The sequence below is a fragment of the Streptomyces sp. NPDC050704 genome, assembly GCF_040654355.1.
Taxonomy (GTDB): domain Bacteria; phylum Actinomycetota; class Actinomycetes; order Streptomycetales; family Streptomycetaceae; genus Streptomyces.
Genome location: NZ_JBFAHW010000014.1, coordinates 33,104 through 49,083, shown reverse-complemented (window position 1 = coordinate 49,083; position 15,980 = coordinate 33,104). Strand labels below are relative to the sequence as shown.

Genomic DNA, 15,980 nt, shown 5'->3' with positions numbered 1-15,980 from the left:
GAGGGTTCGGTGAGGACCGGGTCCTGCACCTTGTCCTTCACCTTCGGTTCGCGAAACGAACGTCCTGGCACCAGGTGGTGTCGGGACGTTCGCATGTTCGGGCGCCTATTCGGGGAGTGAGCCCGTCCGGATAGGCTGTCAGGATGACGCGAGCCGAGCAGCCAACGGCCCACAATCCGGCCCCCGACGACGCCCTGGTCGCAGATTCACGGGAGCGCGCCGTCCGGGCGCTACTGCGCCTACCCCAGTTGAGGCGGCTCTGGAGCGCTCAGCTGGTGAGCGGTGTCGGTGACGCCCTCGCGCTGCTCGTCCTGGTCGTGCTCGCCTTTCAGGCGGCGATCGCCGCGGGCTCCTTCGGGGGCGACTACCGCGGAGTGGCCCTCGCCGTATCGGCCGTCTTCGGGGCGCGGATTCTCGCGACGCTGCTCTTCGGGGCCGTACTTCTCGGCCCGCTCACCTCCCTCACGTCCCCGGACGGGCCGCTCGACCGCCGCTGGACCATGGTCGGCGCGGACGGCGTGCGGGCCGCTCTGCTGATCATCGCGCCCCTGTGGATCGACTGGATGCCCGAGGACGCGCTGGCCGTGCTCCTGGTGACCGCCTTCGTGATCGGCGTCGCCGAGCGCTTCTGGACCGTGTGCCGCGAGAGCGCGGCGCCCGCGCTGCTGCCCGCGCCGCCGCTGGAGGGCGCGACGGTACGCCCGCTGCCGGACCACACGGACGCGCTGCGGCGCCTGTCGCTGCGTACGGGATTCATGGCGGTGCCCCTCGCGGCAGCCGCGCTCGTCGTGGTGGGGCTCGTCAACAACGTGCTGGGCGCCGGTATCGCCTGGTTCGAGCAGCACCAGGGGGCGCTCGCCTCGTATGTCGCCGCGGGTCTGTTCGCCGCGTCGCTCTCGGTGCTCACCTTCCTCGAACTGCCCGACGCCCGCACACCGCGCGCGCGGTCGCCGCTGGAGGGGCTGCGCCGCCCCAAGACGGGGTCCGGCGTCGACAACGGGCGTACCGGGGCGATCCCGCTCCTGGTGCTCGCCTGCGCGGCCGTCGCCGGGGCGATCGCGGCCGCCGTCGCCGTCGCCGTGCTGCACGCCAAGGACCTGGGCGGCGGGCCGGTGACGTACGGGCTGCTGACGCTTGCGCTGACCGGCGGCGTCGTGATCGGCATCCGTACGGCCGCGAAGCTGCTGCCGTCCCTGTCGCGGCGCCGGCTGCTCGCCCTGGCGATCGCCTTCACGGGCATCGCGCTGCTCGCCGCCGGGCTCGTCCCGGACGTCACCACGGTGATCCTGATCACAGGGCTCGCGGGCGTCGGTGCGGGTGTCGCCGCGAACACCGGACACGCACTGCTCGACCAGGAGGCCGAGGACTACCGGCGGGCGCGCACGACGGAGCACCTGCACGCGGTCGTGCGGGTCTTCGTCGCCCTGGGAGCGCTGGTGGCCCCTGCGGTGGCCGCCGTGATCGGGCGGCATCGTCTGGAAAACGGCAAGTTCGTGTTCGACCACGGCGGTGCGGCCTTCACCCTGATGCTGGTCGGCGCGCTGCTGCTGCCGGTCGCCGCCCTGGTGCTGGCCAAGGCCGACGACCGCGCCGGAGTACCGCTGCGGCACGACCTGCGGGACGCGCTGCGGGGCGGCGACGATCCGGCGCAGGCACTTGCCCCGAACGGGTTCTTCATCGCTCTGGAGGGCGGTGACGGCGCCGGGAAGTCCACCCAGGCGGAGGCGCTCGCGGACTGGATCCGGGCCAAGGGGCACGAGGTCGTGGTGACCCGCGAGCCGGGCGCCACGCCCGTCGGGAAGCGACTGCGGTCGATCCTGCTCGACGTGTCGTCGGCGGGGCTTTCGAACCGCGCGGAGGCGCTGCTGTACGCCGCCGACCGCGCCGAGCACGTGGACACCGTGGTGCGGCCCGCGCTGGAGCGGGGTGCGGTGGTCATCTCCGACCGGTACATCGACTCCTCCGTGGCGTACCAGGGGGCCGGCCGTGATCTGTCCCCGACCGAGATCGCGCGGATCTCGCGATGGGCCACCGATGGGCTGGTGCCGCACCTGACCGTGCTGCTGGATGTGTCGCCGGAGGCGGCACGGGAGCGGTTCACGGAGGCGCCGGACCGGCTGGAGTCGGAGCCTGCCGAGTTCCACGCGCGCGTGCGGTCCGGTTTCCTGACACTCGCCGCCGCCGACCCCACCCGCTACCTGGTGGTCGACGGCGGGCAGGAGCCCGAGACCGTCACGACGGTGATACGGCACCGTCTCGACGTGATGCTGCCGCTCTCCGAGGCCGAGGTGAAGGCCCAGGAGGAGGCGCGCAGGGCGGCCGAGGAAGAGGCGCGGCGGCGCGCCGAGGAAGAGGCCGCCCGCAAGGCCGAGGAGGAGCGGCTGGAGCGCGAGCGCCAGGAGCAGCTCGCCCGGCTGCGCGCGGAGGAAGAGGAGCGCAAGCAGCGCGAGCTGGAGGAGGCCCAGCGGCGCGAGGCCGAGCGGCAGGCCGAGGAAGCCCGGCAGCGTGCCGAAGAGGCGCGTCAGCGGGCCGAGGAGGAGCGGGCGCGGCGGCTCGCGGAGGAGCAGGTGCTCAAGGCCGAGGAGGAGCGCCGCCGCAAGCAGGCCGAGGAGGAGGCGCGGCTCCGGGCCGAGGCGGAGGCGCGCCGGCTGGAGAAGCAGCGGAAGGCCGAGGAGGCGCTGCTGCGCGCCGAGGAGGTCCGGCGGGCGGAGGCGGCCGCTGCCCTGGCCGCTTCCGTGGCTGCCGCCGAGGAAGCCGAGGAAGGCGTCAACGCCCCGGCGGGTGCCCCCGGGAACGCCGACAACGCCGACAACGCCGACAACGCCGACAACGCCGACAACGAGACCACCGTGCCGACGCCCGTCGTGACGCCCACGAACGCCTCCGGAGGGCCGGCCGACGAGACGGCCGTGCTGCCTCCGGTACCGCCCCATGACGCCGGACCCACTGGCGGCACTGGCGGTCCCGCCACCGGGCCCGACGCCGAGGAGACGGCCGTTCTGCCGCAGCCTCCGGAGCCGCGGGGAGCCGCCGACGAGACGGCGGTGCTGCCTCCGGTCCGGCCGGATTCCGGAGCCGACGAGACAGCGGTTCTTCCTCCCGTACGGGACGTACGGGAGGAGCGTGGCGGCGGCCAGGACAGCGGTCCGGCGGACCGGGTGCCTCCGGGGTACTTCCGCGACGAGCGGCCGGGGGCCGACCGCGGCTCGCAGGGCCGTGGGTCCGACGGCCGTGGCTCCGGCAGCTCCGGTGGGCGCGGCCCCGACGACCGCACCCGCGAGCTGCCGCAGGTCGACGAGGAAGGCGTTCCTCGACGGCGTCCCCGTTCGGACTGGGCCGAGGAGACCCCGCTGGACGATCTGCCGACGCTGGCGGACGAGCTGCTCGGGCCGCGTGAGGACGAGGAGCGGGACGAGGGGCGCGGGCGCCGCCGGCGGTGACGTACGGGTACGGGTACGGGTGCAGGTACGGGAGCGGGGTGACGTACGGGCGAGGGAGGGGCTTCCTCCTCGGCCGGCCCGAGCACGGACCGTCGTTGTCAGTGCCCTCCCGCACAATGGATCGCGGCAGGGCACCGGTGCGACGGAAGGGCGGCACCCCATGACCGTATGGGACGACCTGGTGGGCCAGGAGAAGGTGAGCGCGCAGCTCGGCGCCGCCGCCCGGGACGCCGACGCCCTGGTCACGGCGGTGGCGGCGGACACCCCGCGGCCCGAGGCGTCGAGGATGACGCACGCCTGGCTCTTCACGGGCCCGCCGGGTTCGGGCCGTTCCACCGCGGCGCGGGCCTTCGCGGCGGCCCTGCAGTGCGTGAGCCCCGACCGGGCCCTCGGCGGAGTCCCCGGCTGCGGATTCTGCGACGGCTGCCACACGAGCCTGATCGGCACCCACGCCGACGTGCAGATCATCCGCACCGACCTGCTCTCCATCGGTGTGAAGGAGACCCGCGACCTGGTCCGCCGCGCCCAGCTGTCGCCGGCGGTCGGCCGCTGGCAGGTCATCGTCCTGGAGGACGCCGACCGCCTCACGGAGGGCGCGGGCAACGTGCTGCTGAAGGCAGTCGAAGAGCCCGCCCCCCGCACGGTCTGGCTCCTCTGCGCACCCTCCCTGGAGGACGTGCTGCCCACCATCCGCTCCCGCTGCCGCCACCTCACGCTCCGGACGCCGCCGGTGGCCGCGGTCGCCGACGTCCTCGTACGCCGTGACGGCATCGAGCCGGACGTGGCGGCCGTCGTGGCCCGTGTCACTCAGGGCCACATCGGGCGCGCCCGGCGCCTGGCCACGGACGAGCGCGCCCGTGCGCGGCGCGCGGCCGTCCTCAAGCTGCCCATGCGGGTCGGTGACGTGGGCGCCTGCCTCAAGGCGGCCCAGGAGCTGATCGACGCGGCCTCGGAGGACGCCAAGCAGATGTCCGAGGTGAGCGATGTCAAGGAGACCGACGACATGAAGGCGGCCCTCGGCGCCTCCCAGGGCGGCCGCATGCCGCGCGGCACCGCGGGCGTGATGAAGGAGCTGGAGGACAGGCAGAAGCGCCGTAAAACGCGTACGCAGCGCGACAGCCTGGACCTGGCCCTGATCGACCTCACGGCCTTCTACCGCGACGTGCTCGCCCTCCAGTTCGGCACGGACCTAGCCCTCGCCAACACGGATATGCAGGACACCCTGGACCGCCTGGCGAGCGGTTCGACCCCCGAGGCGACCCTGCGCCGCATAGAGGCGATCGCCGCCTGCCGTGAGGCACTGGACCGGAATGTGGCGCCGCTGCTGGCGGTGGAGGCGATGACGATGGCGTTGCGGGCGGGGTGACGGTGGTCTGGCAGACGGAGTGATGTCGGCCTGGCGGGCGGAGTGCGGAGTGACGGGGAAGCGTCGCGGGCCGGCTCGAAAGAGGCTCGGCGGCCCGTGAGTTGACGGCGTCACTCGTACGCGGCGTGTCGACAACTCTGAGCGATCGATCCATTGCGCAGGGTTACTCTCGGTCGATGCACACCAGGCGCCGCCTCAGGCCACTCCGCTCCTTCCGGGCCCACCGGTCTCTCCGTGCGTGCGGCGCTCTGCTCGCCGCCGCCGGGCTGCTCGTCTCCGCCTGCTCCGCGGAGAGTTCGACGAGCTCCACGAGTCCGGCGGGTGCGGCGGCGCTGCTCGCCCTGCCCACGGTCACTCCGTCGGCGCTGGCTCCGTACTACGGTCAGCGGCCGAAGTGGCGCTCCTGCGGTGTCCCCGACTTCCGGTGCGCCACGCTGAAGGCGCCGCTCGACTACGCCGAGCCGGCCAAGGGCGACATCAGGCTGGCGGTCGCCCGCAAGAAGGCCACAGGACCGGGCAAGCGGCTCGGATCGCTGCTGGTCAACCCGGGCGGGCCGGGCGGTTCGGCGGTCGGCTACCTCCAGGCGTACGCGGGGATCGGCTACCCGGCGGAGGTCCGTGCCCGCTACGACATGGTCGCGGTCGACCCGCGCGGCGTCGCCCGCAGCGAGCCGGTCGAGTGCCTCACCGGCCGCCAGATGGACACGTACACGCAGGCGGACACGACCCCCGACGACCCGCGCGAGACCGGGGAACTGGTCGATGCCTTCAAGGGGTTCGCGGAGGGGTGCGGGCGGCGCTCGGCCGGACTGCTGCGCCATGTGTCCACGGTCGAGGCGGCCCGCGACATGGACCTGGTGCGCGCCGCGCTGGGCGACAGGAAGCTGACGTACGTGGGTGCTTCGTACGGCACGTTCCTCGGGGCGACGTACGCAGGCCTGTATCCGGACCGGGTGGGCCGGCTGGTCCTGGACGGCGCGCTGGACCCGTCCCTGCCCGCACGGAGGATGAACGAGGACCAGACGGCCGGGTTCGAGACGGCCTTCCGGTCCTTCGCCAAGGACTGCGTGCGCCGGTCCGACTGCCCGCTCGGCGGCTCGCGTACGACGACGGAGCAGGCCGGCAGGAACCTGAAGGCCTTCTTCCGGCGGCTGGACGCGGCGCCCATCGAGGCGGGCGACGCGGACGGCCGCACACTGGGCGAGGCGCTCGCCACGACGGGCGTCATCGCGGCGATGTACGACGAGGGGGCCTGGCCGCGACTGCGCGAGGCCCTCACCACGGCCATGCGGGACAAGGACGGCGCGGGCCTGCTCGGCCTCTCCGACAGCTACTACGAGCGCGACGCCGATGGCCGGTACGCGAACCTGATGTTCGCCAACGCGGCGGTCAACTGCCTGGACCTGCCGGCCGCCTTCTCCTCCCCCGAGGAGGTGAAGGCAGCCGTCCCCTCCTTCGAAAAGGCCTCCCCGGTCTTCGGCGAGGGCCTCGCCTGGGCCTCCCTGAACTGCGCGTACTGGCCCGTGGGCCCGACCGGCGAACCCCACCGCATCGAGGCGAAGGGCGCCGCCCCCATCGTGGTCGTCGGCACCACCCGCGACCCGGCGACCCCCTACCGCTGGGCCCGCTCCCTCGCCGGGCAGCTCTCCTCCGGCACCCTGCTCACCTACGACGGCGACGGCCACACGGCGTACGGACGCGGCAGCGCCTGCATCGACTCCGCGATCAACCGCTACCTCCTGAAGGGCACCCCTCCGGCGAAGGGAAAGCGCTGCTCAGCGACCTGATCGCGGGGCGGCTCGGGTGTGTTCCGGGGGCGGCCCGGGGGGCGTTCCAGGGTGGGTACGGAGCACCCCCGGAAACTGTGTAGACTTTCCGACGTTGCCGATCGCACCATAGTCAGCAGCGCGCCGCCTTAGCTCAGATGGCCAGAGCAACGCACTCGTAATGCGTAGGTCTCGGGTTCGAATCCCGAAGGCGGCTCTGTAGAAGCCCCAGGATTCTCACTCGCCGTGACCTGGGGCTTTTGCTTTTGCCGGACGGGGCGGCGATGGCGAGCGCGGGCCGTGCGACTATCAGCGGTCTCGGTTCTGTGTCAGCGTCGGAAGCCGCGCTTGGGGTCCAGGGCGTCCGGATATCCGAACGGCTCGAACCATGCCGCAGTGCGCAGGTCTCCCATGCCCAGGCGTTGGTTCACGTCGCCGTCCGGGTCCTCGATGCCGTCGAGGCGTGCGTCGAAGAGCATGAGGACGTCATGGTCCTGGAAGAGCAGGTCGGAGCAGGCGTCCCAGTCGTAGTCGTCGCGGTGCTCGGGCAACTGGCTGTGCGTGGTGTCGCGAGCGTCGATGTCGTCCAGGCAACTGGGCGCGTCCTCGATCGCCAGGTGCAGAGCCATCTCCTCGGCTGTGCAGGACGGTCGGGGCCATCGACCGTGCTCCAGGTCGTCGGTCAGGTCGGCGAAGGCTCGTGCCATGCGTCGGCGCCAGTCCCGATCGGTGGCCCAGGTGAGAGAGGGCAAGGGGGTGAACAGCTCCCAGTCGCCGGCCGTTGCCTGGTCACGGGCTGATCGCGCAGGTCGTCGGCGTCGTAGGCCTGGTCGGCCAGCACGCTCAGCGACGTGAGGAGCAGGTCGGCGGTGCGAGGCGTGAGCTGCCGACCGCAGTCCCGAAGGCGGCTCTGTGGAAGCAGTCGGCGAAGCAGCGGAAGCAGCCGGGGCGTGAGCGGATGTGGCAGCCGGGCGCTCGCCCGTCGGCGCGAGGTTCGTGACCTGGCACAGGCCTCATCCCGCGGTGGGACTCGTGGCGGATTGGGAAACGAACGAGCTGCGGAAATCCCGGGTTCGTGGCCGCGGAACCGTTCGGCTGTTCCTCCAGGCAAGCTCGAACGCCCCGAACGAGACTGTGATCTCCGGTTCGGACGTAAGGAGCCGGCCGGCGCGGAGTGGGGAGAGGCTGTGCCAGGACGACACGATGCTCGACGCGTCGTGGTGACAGGGATCGGCGTGATCGCGCCCGGGGGCATCGGTACGAAGCAGTTCTGGGAACTGCTCTGCGCGGGACGCACGGCGACGCGGACCATTTCCCTGTTCGACGCGAGCGGGTTCCGTTCGAGAGTGGCCGCGGAATGCGACTTCGATCCCGTTGCCTCGGGGCTGAGCCAGCGGGAGATCCGCAGATGGGACCGCACCACGCAGTTCGCGGTGGTCGCGGCCAAGGAGGCGCTGGAGGACAGTGGTGTGCTCGGCGAGATGGACCCGTACCGCACCGGCGTCATGGTCGGTACGGCCTGTGGGATGACGCAGAGCCTGGACCGCGAGTACGCGATCGTCAGCGACAACGGCAAGAAGTGGCACGTCGACGAGGCGCACGGATCGCCCTACCTCTACGACTACTTCGCGCCGTCGTCCATGGCCGCCGAACTTGCCTGGCTCGCGGAGGCGCAGGGGCCCGTCGGTGTCATCTCGACCGGCTGCACTTCGGGCATCGACGTACTCGGCCACGCCGCCGACCTGATCATCGACGGGGCGGCGGACGTGATGATCAGCGGCGCCTCCGACGCGGCCATCTCGCCGATCACCGTGGCCTGCTTCGACGCGATCAGGGCGACCACACCACGCAACGACGACCCGGCGACCGCGTCGCGCCCGTTCGACAGGACCCGCAACGGGTTCGCGCTCGGCGAGGGCTCCGCGATCCTCGTACTGGAGGAGTACCAGCACGCACGCCGCAGGGGCGCCCGCGTCTACGCCGAGATCGCGGGGCACGCGACCCGCGCGAACGCCTTCAGCATGACCGGACTGCGTCCGGACGGCAGGGAACTGGCCGAGGCCATCACCGTGGCCCTCGACCGCGCCGAGGCGAACCCGGCCGATGTCGGCTACGTCAACGCCCATGGCTCGTCGACGAAGCAGAACGACCTGCACGAGACCATGGCGTACAAGCGCAGTCTCGGCGAGCACGCCTACCGCACCCCCATCAGTTCGATCAAGTCCATGATCGGGCACTCCCTCGGAGCGATCTGCGCGCTGGAGGTGGCCGCCTCCGTTCTCGCCATCGAGCACTCGGTGATCCCGCCGACGGCCAACCTGCACGAGCCCGACCCCGAATGCGACCTCGACTACGTCCCGTTGGTGGCCCGTGAGCAGGCGTCCGACGTGGTGCTCAGTGTGGCCAGCGGATTCGGCGGCTTCCAGAGTGCGATCGTGCTGACCACACCGGATTGGACCACCCGATGAAGGCACCCGTGGTCACCGGACTCGGTACGGTCTCGCCGAACGGGCTGGGCACCGAGGCCTACTGGGCGGCGGTCCTGCGAGGCGAGAGCGGCATCGGCCCGATCACCCGCTTCGAACCGGAGGGGTATCCGGGCCGAACGGGCGGCGAGGTCAAGGACTTCGAGCCGCGGGAGCACCTGCCGAGCCGGCTGATTCCGCAGACGGACCACATGACACGTCTCGCGCTCGTCGCCGCCGAGGAGGCCCTGTCCGACGCGGGCATCGACCCCGGCGAGCTGCCGGACTTCGCGATGGGTGTGGTGACCGCCGCGTCCGCGGGCGGAATGGAGTTCGGACAGCGGGAGATGGAGGCGCTCTGGAGCAAAGGGGGCGCCTACGTGAGCTCGTACCAGGCGTTCGCCTGGTTCTACCCGGTGAACACCGGCCAGATCTCGATCCGGCACGGCCTGCGCGGCGCGAGCTCGGCGGTCGTCTCGGAGCAGGCCGGCGGACTCGACGCCGTCGCCAAGGCCCGGCGGCACATCCGGCAGGGCACGCCGCAGATGCTCGCGGGCGGCGTGGACAGCGCCCTGTGCCCCTGGGGGTGGCTGTGCATGTCCCGCTCCGGGCGGGTGTCCACGGTCGAGGATCCCGCCCGGGCATATGTGCCCTTCGACAGGGAGGCGTCGGGCTACGTCCCGGGGGAGGGCGGCTCGCTGCTCGTCCTGGAGGACGCGGAGGCGGCCGCGCGGCGCGGCGCGGGCACACCGTACGGCGCCGTGGCCGGCTACGCGTCGACCTTCGATCCCCGCCCCGGCACCGGCCAGGAGCCCGGACTGAGGCGCGCACTCGAAATGGCGCTTGAGGAAGCGCGGATCACGGCCGAGGACATCGATGTCGTGTACGCCGACGCCTGCGGTGTCCCCGAACTGGACCGACTGGAGGCCGAGGTGCTGGCCGGCGTGTTCGGGCCGCGCGGTGTGCCCGTGACCGCGCCCAAGACGATGACGGGACGGCTGCTGGCCGGAGGTGCCTCGCTGGACCTCGCGACGGCCCTGCTGTCCCTGCGCGACCACGTCGTCCCGCCCACGGTGAACATCGGCAGGCCGGCCCACGACGAGCTCATCGACCTGGTCGTGGGCGAGCCGAGGGAAGCCCGGCTCATCAACGCCCTTGTCCTCGCGCGCGGTTACGGCGGATTCAACTCCGCCATGGTCGTCCGTCGCGAGGCGTGACCACGGCAGACCCGCGACACGCGTGCCGCGGCAACCGGTGCACGCGTACCGGAACCACTGACGAGAGGAACACGGAACATGGCCGCCTTCGGTGTCAAGGAACTGGTGGACGTCCTGCGCGCGAGCGCCGGCGAGGACGAGGACGTCAACCTCGAAGGAGACATTCTCGATGTCGACTTCGAGTCGCTCGGCTACGACTCGCTCGCCCTGTTCAACACGGTCAGGTGGATCGAGCGGGATCTCGGGGTCACCCTGTCCGACGAGGCCATCGACGTCGAGGGAACACCGCGCGCCCTGCTGGACGAGATCAACAAGGCGTCCACGCAGTCGGTCTGACCTCCCTGTCGGCGAACTCGGGAAAGGGCACAGCAGATGTGTGGCATCGTCGGGTGGGTCGACTACGAGCGCGACCCTTCCACCGACCCGCCCACCGCGCGAGCGATGACGGACGTCCTGGCCTGCCGGGGCCCCGACGACTCGGGGATCTTCTCGGCACGCCGGGTCATGCTCGGCCACCGCAGGCTGTCCATCATCGACCGCGCGGGCGGAGCCCAGCCCATGACGTACGACGCGGGCGGCGGCACGGTGGCCGCGCTCACCTTCTGCGGGGAGGTCTACAACTTCCGGGAGCTGCGCGACGAACTGTCCGCCAAGGGGCACCGCTTCCGTACCCGGAGCGACACCGAGGTCGTCCTGCACGCCTATCTGGAATGGGGCGAGGCACTGGTCGACCGGCTCAACGGCATGTACGCCTTCGGCATCTGGGACACCAGAACCGAGGAACTGCTCCTCGTGCGCGACCGCATGGGCGTCAAGCCGCTCTACTACCACGAGACCGAGCACGGCATCATCTTCGGTTCGGAGCCCAAGGCCCTCTTCGCCAACCCGGTCGTCCCGCGCACCGTGGACGCCACCGGGCTGTGCGAGGCCCTGGACATGGTGAAGACCCCGGAGCAGGCGGTCTTCTCCGCCCTGCGGGAGGTACGCCCGGGCCAACTGCTGCGCGTTCGCAGACAGGGCACGCGGCGGCGCCGCTACTGGGCCCTGGAGGCGACCGAGCACACGGACGATCTGCGGACCACCATCGGTACCGTCCGCGGCCTGCTGGAGGACATCGTCTCGCGCCAGCTCGTCTCCGACGTCCCGTTGTGCAGCCTGCTGTCCGGCGGACTCGACTCCTCCGCGGTGACCGCGCTGGCGGCGGCGCACAGTGAGTCCGCGGTGCGGTCGTTCTCCGTGGACTTCGCCCCGACCGGGCGGGAGTTCGCGCCGGACGCGGTGCGCTCGTCCCCGGACGCGCCGTTCGCCCACGAACTCGCCGCGCACGTCGGTGCCGAGCACACCGAGGTGCTGCTGGACAGCGCGGACCTGGTGGCTCCTGAGATCCGGGCCGCGGTCCTCAGAGCCACCGACCTGCCCCCGGCGTTCTGGGGCGACATGTGGCCCTCGCTGTATCTGCTGTTCCGCGCCGTCCGGCAGCGGTCGACCGTGGCGCTGTCCGGCGAGTCCGCGGACGAACTGTTCGGCGGCTACCTCTGGTTCCGCAACCCACGCGCGATCGCCGCCGACACCTTCCCCTGGCTCACCTCGGGATCGGCCCGCTACTTCGGCGGCCTCGGTCTTCTCGACCCGGGCCTGCTGGAGAAGCTGGACATCCCCGGCTACCGGGCCGCCCGCTACCGGGAGGGCCTGGCCGAGGTCCCGGTGCTGCCCGGGGAGGACGCCACCGAGCGCCGGATGAGGGAGATCACGTACCTCAACCTCACCCGGTTCGTGCAGACGCTCCTCGACCGCAAGGACCGGATGAGCATGGCTGTCGGGCTGGAGGTCAGGGTGCCGTTCTGCGACCACCGGCTGGTGGAGTACGTGTTCAACGTCCCCTGGGCGATGAAGACCTTCGACGGCAGGGAGAAGAGCCTGCTGCGGGCCGCGACCGCCGATCTCCTGCCGGCGTCGATCCTCCAGCGGGTGAAGACGCCGTATCCCGCCACCCAGGACCCCCGCTACGAGCTGGCCCTGCGCGCCGAACTGGCCGATGTGCTGAACGATCCGGACGCCCCGGTACGGCCGTTGCTGGACCTCGGCCGGGCGCGCCGGGTCCTGGGCCGGGCGCCGGGCGACGTCAGCAGGCCCTATGCCCGCGGCGGGATCGAGATGGCCCTGTGGCTCAACGCCTGGCTCGGCGCGTACGACGTCGTCCTCGATATCTGAAGTCCGCGCCATCTGAATCTGAAGTCCGCGCCATCTGAAGTCCGCGCCGCGACGCCGTGTGGGCCTGCCCCTCCTGAAGGGGCAGGCCCACACGGCGTCCGTACGCGGTGGTGCGCCGTCAGCGTGCGCCGTGGGCGAACTCCCGCAGCGACGCGGCCACATAGTCGATCATCTCGCTCGTCAGCCCCGGGTAGACACCCACCCAGAAGGTCCGTTCGAGGATGACGTCGCTGTTGGTGAGGTCGCCCACCACGCGGAACTCCCGGTCGAGATAGCCCGGGTGGCGTGTCAGGTTGCCCGCGAACAGCAGCCGTGTGCCGATCTTGCGGTCGCCGAGGAAACGCAGCAGCTCATAGCGGTCGTACCCGGCGTCCTCGGTCAGTGTGATCGCGAATCCGAACCAGCTGGGGTCGCTGTCCGGGGTGGCGGTGGGCAGCAGGAAGCCGGGCGTGCCGTCCAGACCGTCGCGCAACCGCTGCCAGTTGCGGCGCCGTGCCGCTCCGAACTCGTCGAGGCGGGTGAGCTGGGTGATGCCCAGAGCCGCCTGGATGTCGGTGCCCTTCAGGTTGTAACCGACGTGGGAGAACGTGTACTTGTGGTCGTACTGCGGTGGTAGATCACCGAGCTGGTACCGGAACCGCTTGTGGCAGGTGTCGTCCTCGCCGGGTTCGCACCAGCAGTCCCGGCCCCAGTCGCGCATCGACTCGATGATCCTGGCCAGCGCCAGGTTGTCGGTGAGCACACAGCCGCCCTCACCCGTGGTGATGTGGTGTGCCGGATAGAAGCTGGTCGTGGCCAGGTCCCCGAAGGTACCGGTGAGCCTGCCCCGGTGCAGGGACCCCACCGCGTCGCAGTTGTCCTCGATGAGGAACAGGTCGTGCTCCTCGGCGAGCCGGGCGATCACGTCCACCTCGTACGGGTTCCCGAGGGCGTGGGCGATCATGATGGCCCTGGTCCTCGGACCGATCGCCGCCGCGATGCGCTCAGCCGTGGCGTTGTAGGTGCCCAGCTCGACGTCGACGAAGACCGGTGTCATGCCGTTCTGGTAGATCGGGTTCACCGTGGTGGGGAAACCCGCGGCGACGGTGATCACCTCGTCGCCCGGCCTCAGTCTGCGGTCCCCGAGCTGGGGCGAGGTGAGGGACGACAGGGCCAACAGGTTGGCCGAGGAGCCCGAGTTGGTCAGGTGGGCCTTGCGCAGCCCCAGCGCCCTGGCGAACTGCCGCTCGAACCTGCGGGAGCTGACGCCCGCCGCGATGCGCATGTCCAGCGCCGCCTCCACCAGCGCCACCCGGTCCTCGGCGGTGAGCACCGCTCCGGACGGCAGCACCGGGGTGACCCCCGGTACGAACTCCGTGTCCCTGGCGGTCTCCTGGTGGTATTTCGCCACCGATTCAAGAATGAGCCGTTTGGCCTCGCGGGCCATCGTCCACCTCCACGTCGCGGTTGGGGCCACCCTCCCCGACACGCTTCGACCCCGGTTCAAGCCGCGGTGGAAGTGCCGCCGGCCCCTCGACGGGTGCTCAAGGCGGCGGTGTCAGGGTGACCGGCACGTCACCCCACATCCGAAACGGAAGAGGTCTCCATGCGTTGGGAAAACCTGTTCGTGTCCGGCGTGGCAGCTTGGCTGCCGCCCCTCGCCGCCGCCGAGGACGCGGTCTCCGACGGTCTGCTGGCTCCGGAGCGCGGCAAGCTGCGCGGGATCGTCTCGGTCACGGTGGCGTCCGACTCCGAGGAGGACGCCCCGCCCCGGATGGCGGTGCGCGCGGCCCGCGAGGCGCTCGGCCGCGGGAACACCGACCCCGGGGACGTGGCCCTGGTGCTGCACAGCTCCCTGTGGTTCCAGGGCGTCGACATGTGGCCCGCGGCCAGTTACATCGCCCATGAGGCCGTCGGACGCCAGGTGCCCGCCTTCGGTCTGGCGCAGCGCTGCAACGGCGGCATGGGAGCGATCGAGCTGGCGGCCTCGTACCTCGGGGCGGGCATCGGCGACGGACACGCCGCCCTCCTCACCACCGGTGACCGATTCGCCGGGCCGCGGGTCGACCGCTGGAACAGCGTCGACGTGACGATGTACGGCGACGGCGCCGCGGCACTGGTGCTGTCCACGCGCGACGGTTTCGCCCGGGTGCTGTCCACGGCAACCGGCGTGGACAACTCGCTGGAGATACTGGCCCGGGGCGACGAGCCGTTCGTCCCGCACCCGGTCGAGCCGTCGTCGGCGGTCGATCTGGGCGCGCGGACGGTCCGTGGCGCGGAGCTCGCCGCCCTGCCGGACCTCACCCACCGCTACATCGACCTGCTGGTGGCCGCGAAGACGCGGGCCCTGGAGGACGCCGGCACGAGCATCGACGGCATCGCCCATGCGGTCATCCCGGTCTCCCGGCGGGGCACCGGCCACGAGCTGCACCACCTGCTCGGCCTGCCGGACGAGCGCACGTCCTGGGCGTACGGGCGCACCACCGGCCACGTCGGTGCGGGCGACCAGTTCGCGGGGCTCGCGCACCTCACCGAGAACGCCCTCGTCTCACCGGGCGACCGGGTCCTGCTGTTCGGCGGCGGTGCCGGCTACACCTGCACCGCGGCGGTGGTGGAGATCCTCCGGATGCCCGGCCACTGAGCCGCGGCGCCGGACGGGCCGCCGGTCAGCGGCCGCCCGCCACGGTGAGGACCTCGCCCGAGATGTTGCCGTTGGCCGCGGAGCCGAGGAAGGTCACCGCGGCCGCGATCTCCTCGGGATGGCTCAGCCGGCCCGTCGGTGTCATCCTGCGCTCCTCCTCCCGCACGTCGTCGGGCAGCGCGGTGCGGACGCCCTCCGTCAGTGTCAGCCCGGGGCTGACCACATTGACCAGGACACCGTCGCGGCCCGCGTCCCACGCCATGCTGCGCATCAGCCCGTGCAGTGCCATCTTCGCGGCTCCGTAGATCTCCTGGCGCGGCTTGCCGTCCACCGCGACATGCGAGGAGACGAGGACGATGCGCCCCCAGCCCCGCTTGCGCATCAGGGCCAGGGCCAGCTGTGTGGTGCGCACCGTCCCGGCGACGTTTCCGTGCAGCAGGGGCTCCCATTCGGCCGGCGACAGGTCCTCGAACCGCTCGTCCGGAGTCCGGCGGCGCGGGCGTACCAGGGCGTTGGCCACCAGGACGTCGATCCCGCCCCACCGGGCACACACCTCGTCGACGACGGCCTCCGCCGAGCCGGGCTCGTCGAGCGCGTACCGCAGATGACAGGCGCGGTCGTCGGCCGCGCCCAGCCCGGCCGCGGCGAGCGCACCCGCCTCCTCGTCCGACCGGTAGGTGAGCGCGACCCGAGCGCCCTCGGCGGAGTACGCCCGTGCCACCGCGAGCCCGATCCCCCTGCTCCCACCGGTCACCAGCACGGTCCGATCACGCAGTCCCATGTCCATCCGCAGGCTCTCCTCAGTCGTCACACCCCGTCGGCCACGCATGCACGACGGCGTACGCAGCATGGCGACCGTGTCTCGAACCTGGTTCGAAGAGGAGCGGGGCCCTCG

11 protein-coding genes and 1 tRNA gene are annotated in these 15,980 nt (G+C 71.7%); 9 read left to right on the top strand and 3 right to left on the bottom strand.

From position 1 onward, the window contains the following. The first annotated feature begins 143 nt into the window (after positions 1 to 143). The 4 genes from tmk (at position 144) to AB0I18_RS10530 (ending at position 6,789) form a co-directional block, all read left to right on the top strand. Complete coding sequence (gene tmk / locus AB0I18_RS10545) at positions 144 to 3,440, top strand: dTMP kinase (RefSeq protein WP_363105027.1); 3,297 nt, start codon at positions 144 to 146, stop codon at positions 3,438 to 3,440. Positions 3,441 to 3,600: 160 nt separating this feature from the next. Continuing rightward, complete coding sequence (locus AB0I18_RS10540) at positions 3,601 to 4,806, top strand: DNA polymerase III subunit delta' (RefSeq protein WP_363105026.1); 1,206 nt, start codon at positions 3,601 to 3,603, stop codon at positions 4,804 to 4,806. 176 nt (positions 4,807 to 4,982) lie between these two features. Continuing rightward, a complete protein-coding gene (locus tag AB0I18_RS10535; RefSeq protein ID WP_363105025.1) occupies positions 4,983 to 6,593 on the top strand; it encodes an alpha/beta hydrolase in 1,611 nt (536 codons plus the stop codon). Positions 6,594 to 6,715: 122 nt separating this feature from the next. Further along, positions 6,716 to 6,789 (top strand) — tRNA-Thr (locus AB0I18_RS10530). Positions 6,790 to 6,901: 112 nt separating this feature from the next. On the opposite strand, the gene AB0I18_RS10525 is transcribed toward AB0I18_RS10530, so the two are convergent. After that, positions 6,902 to 7,279, bottom strand: a complete 378-nt coding sequence (locus AB0I18_RS10525; protein ID WP_363105024.1) for a hypothetical protein — start codon at positions 7,277 to 7,279, stop codon at positions 6,902 to 6,904. 510 nt (positions 7,280 to 7,789) lie between these two features. Between AB0I18_RS10525 and AB0I18_RS10520 the strand changes: the two genes are divergently transcribed. From AB0I18_RS10520 to asnB, 4 genes are all read left to right on the top strand, one after another. After that, positions 7,790 to 9,040, top strand: a complete 1,251-nt coding sequence (locus tag AB0I18_RS10520; protein ID WP_363105023.1) for a beta-ketoacyl-[acyl-carrier-protein] synthase family protein — start codon at positions 7,790 to 7,792, stop codon at positions 9,038 to 9,040. After that, positions 9,037 to 10,254, top strand: coding sequence for a ketosynthase chain-length factor (locus AB0I18_RS10515; RefSeq protein ID WP_363105022.1), 1,218 nt, complete (start codon positions 9,037 to 9,039; stop codon positions 10,252 to 10,254). The genes AB0I18_RS10520 and AB0I18_RS10515 overlap by 4 nt, the downstream gene beginning before the upstream one ends. A gap of 78 nt (positions 10,255 to 10,332) precedes the next feature. Next, positions 10,333 to 10,590: an acyl carrier protein gene (locus tag AB0I18_RS10510; protein WP_363105021.1), complete on the top strand. Its 258-nt coding sequence runs from the start codon at positions 10,333 to 10,335 to the stop codon at positions 10,588 to 10,590. A gap of 36 nt (positions 10,591 to 10,626) precedes the next feature. Next, positions 10,627 to 12,465: an asparagine synthase (glutamine-hydrolyzing) gene (asnB, locus tag AB0I18_RS10505; protein ID WP_363105020.1), complete on the top strand. Its 1,839-nt coding sequence runs from the start codon at positions 10,627 to 10,629 to the stop codon at positions 12,463 to 12,465. A gap of 118 nt (positions 12,466 to 12,583) precedes the next feature. Here asnB and rfbH read toward each other — a convergent pair whose 3' ends face one another. Continuing rightward, positions 12,584 to 13,891, bottom strand: a complete 1,308-nt coding sequence (rfbH, locus tag AB0I18_RS10500; protein WP_363105019.1) for a lipopolysaccharide biosynthesis protein RfbH — start codon at positions 13,889 to 13,891, stop codon at positions 12,584 to 12,586. A 159-nt stretch (positions 13,892 to 14,050) separates the two neighbouring features. Here rfbH and AB0I18_RS10495 point away from each other — a divergent pair, with 159 nt between their 5' ends. Then, positions 14,051 to 15,085, top strand: a complete 1,035-nt coding sequence (locus tag AB0I18_RS10495) for a ketoacyl-ACP synthase III family protein (RefSeq protein WP_363105018.1) — start codon at positions 14,051 to 14,053, stop codon at positions 15,083 to 15,085. Positions 15,086 to 15,110: 25 nt separating this feature from the next. Here AB0I18_RS10495 and AB0I18_RS10490 read toward each other — a convergent pair whose 3' ends face one another. Then, positions 15,111 to 15,872, bottom strand: a complete 762-nt coding sequence (locus tag AB0I18_RS10490; protein WP_363105017.1) for an SDR family NAD(P)-dependent oxidoreductase — start codon at positions 15,870 to 15,872, stop codon at positions 15,111 to 15,113. Positions 15,873 to 15,980 lie beyond the last annotated feature (108 nt).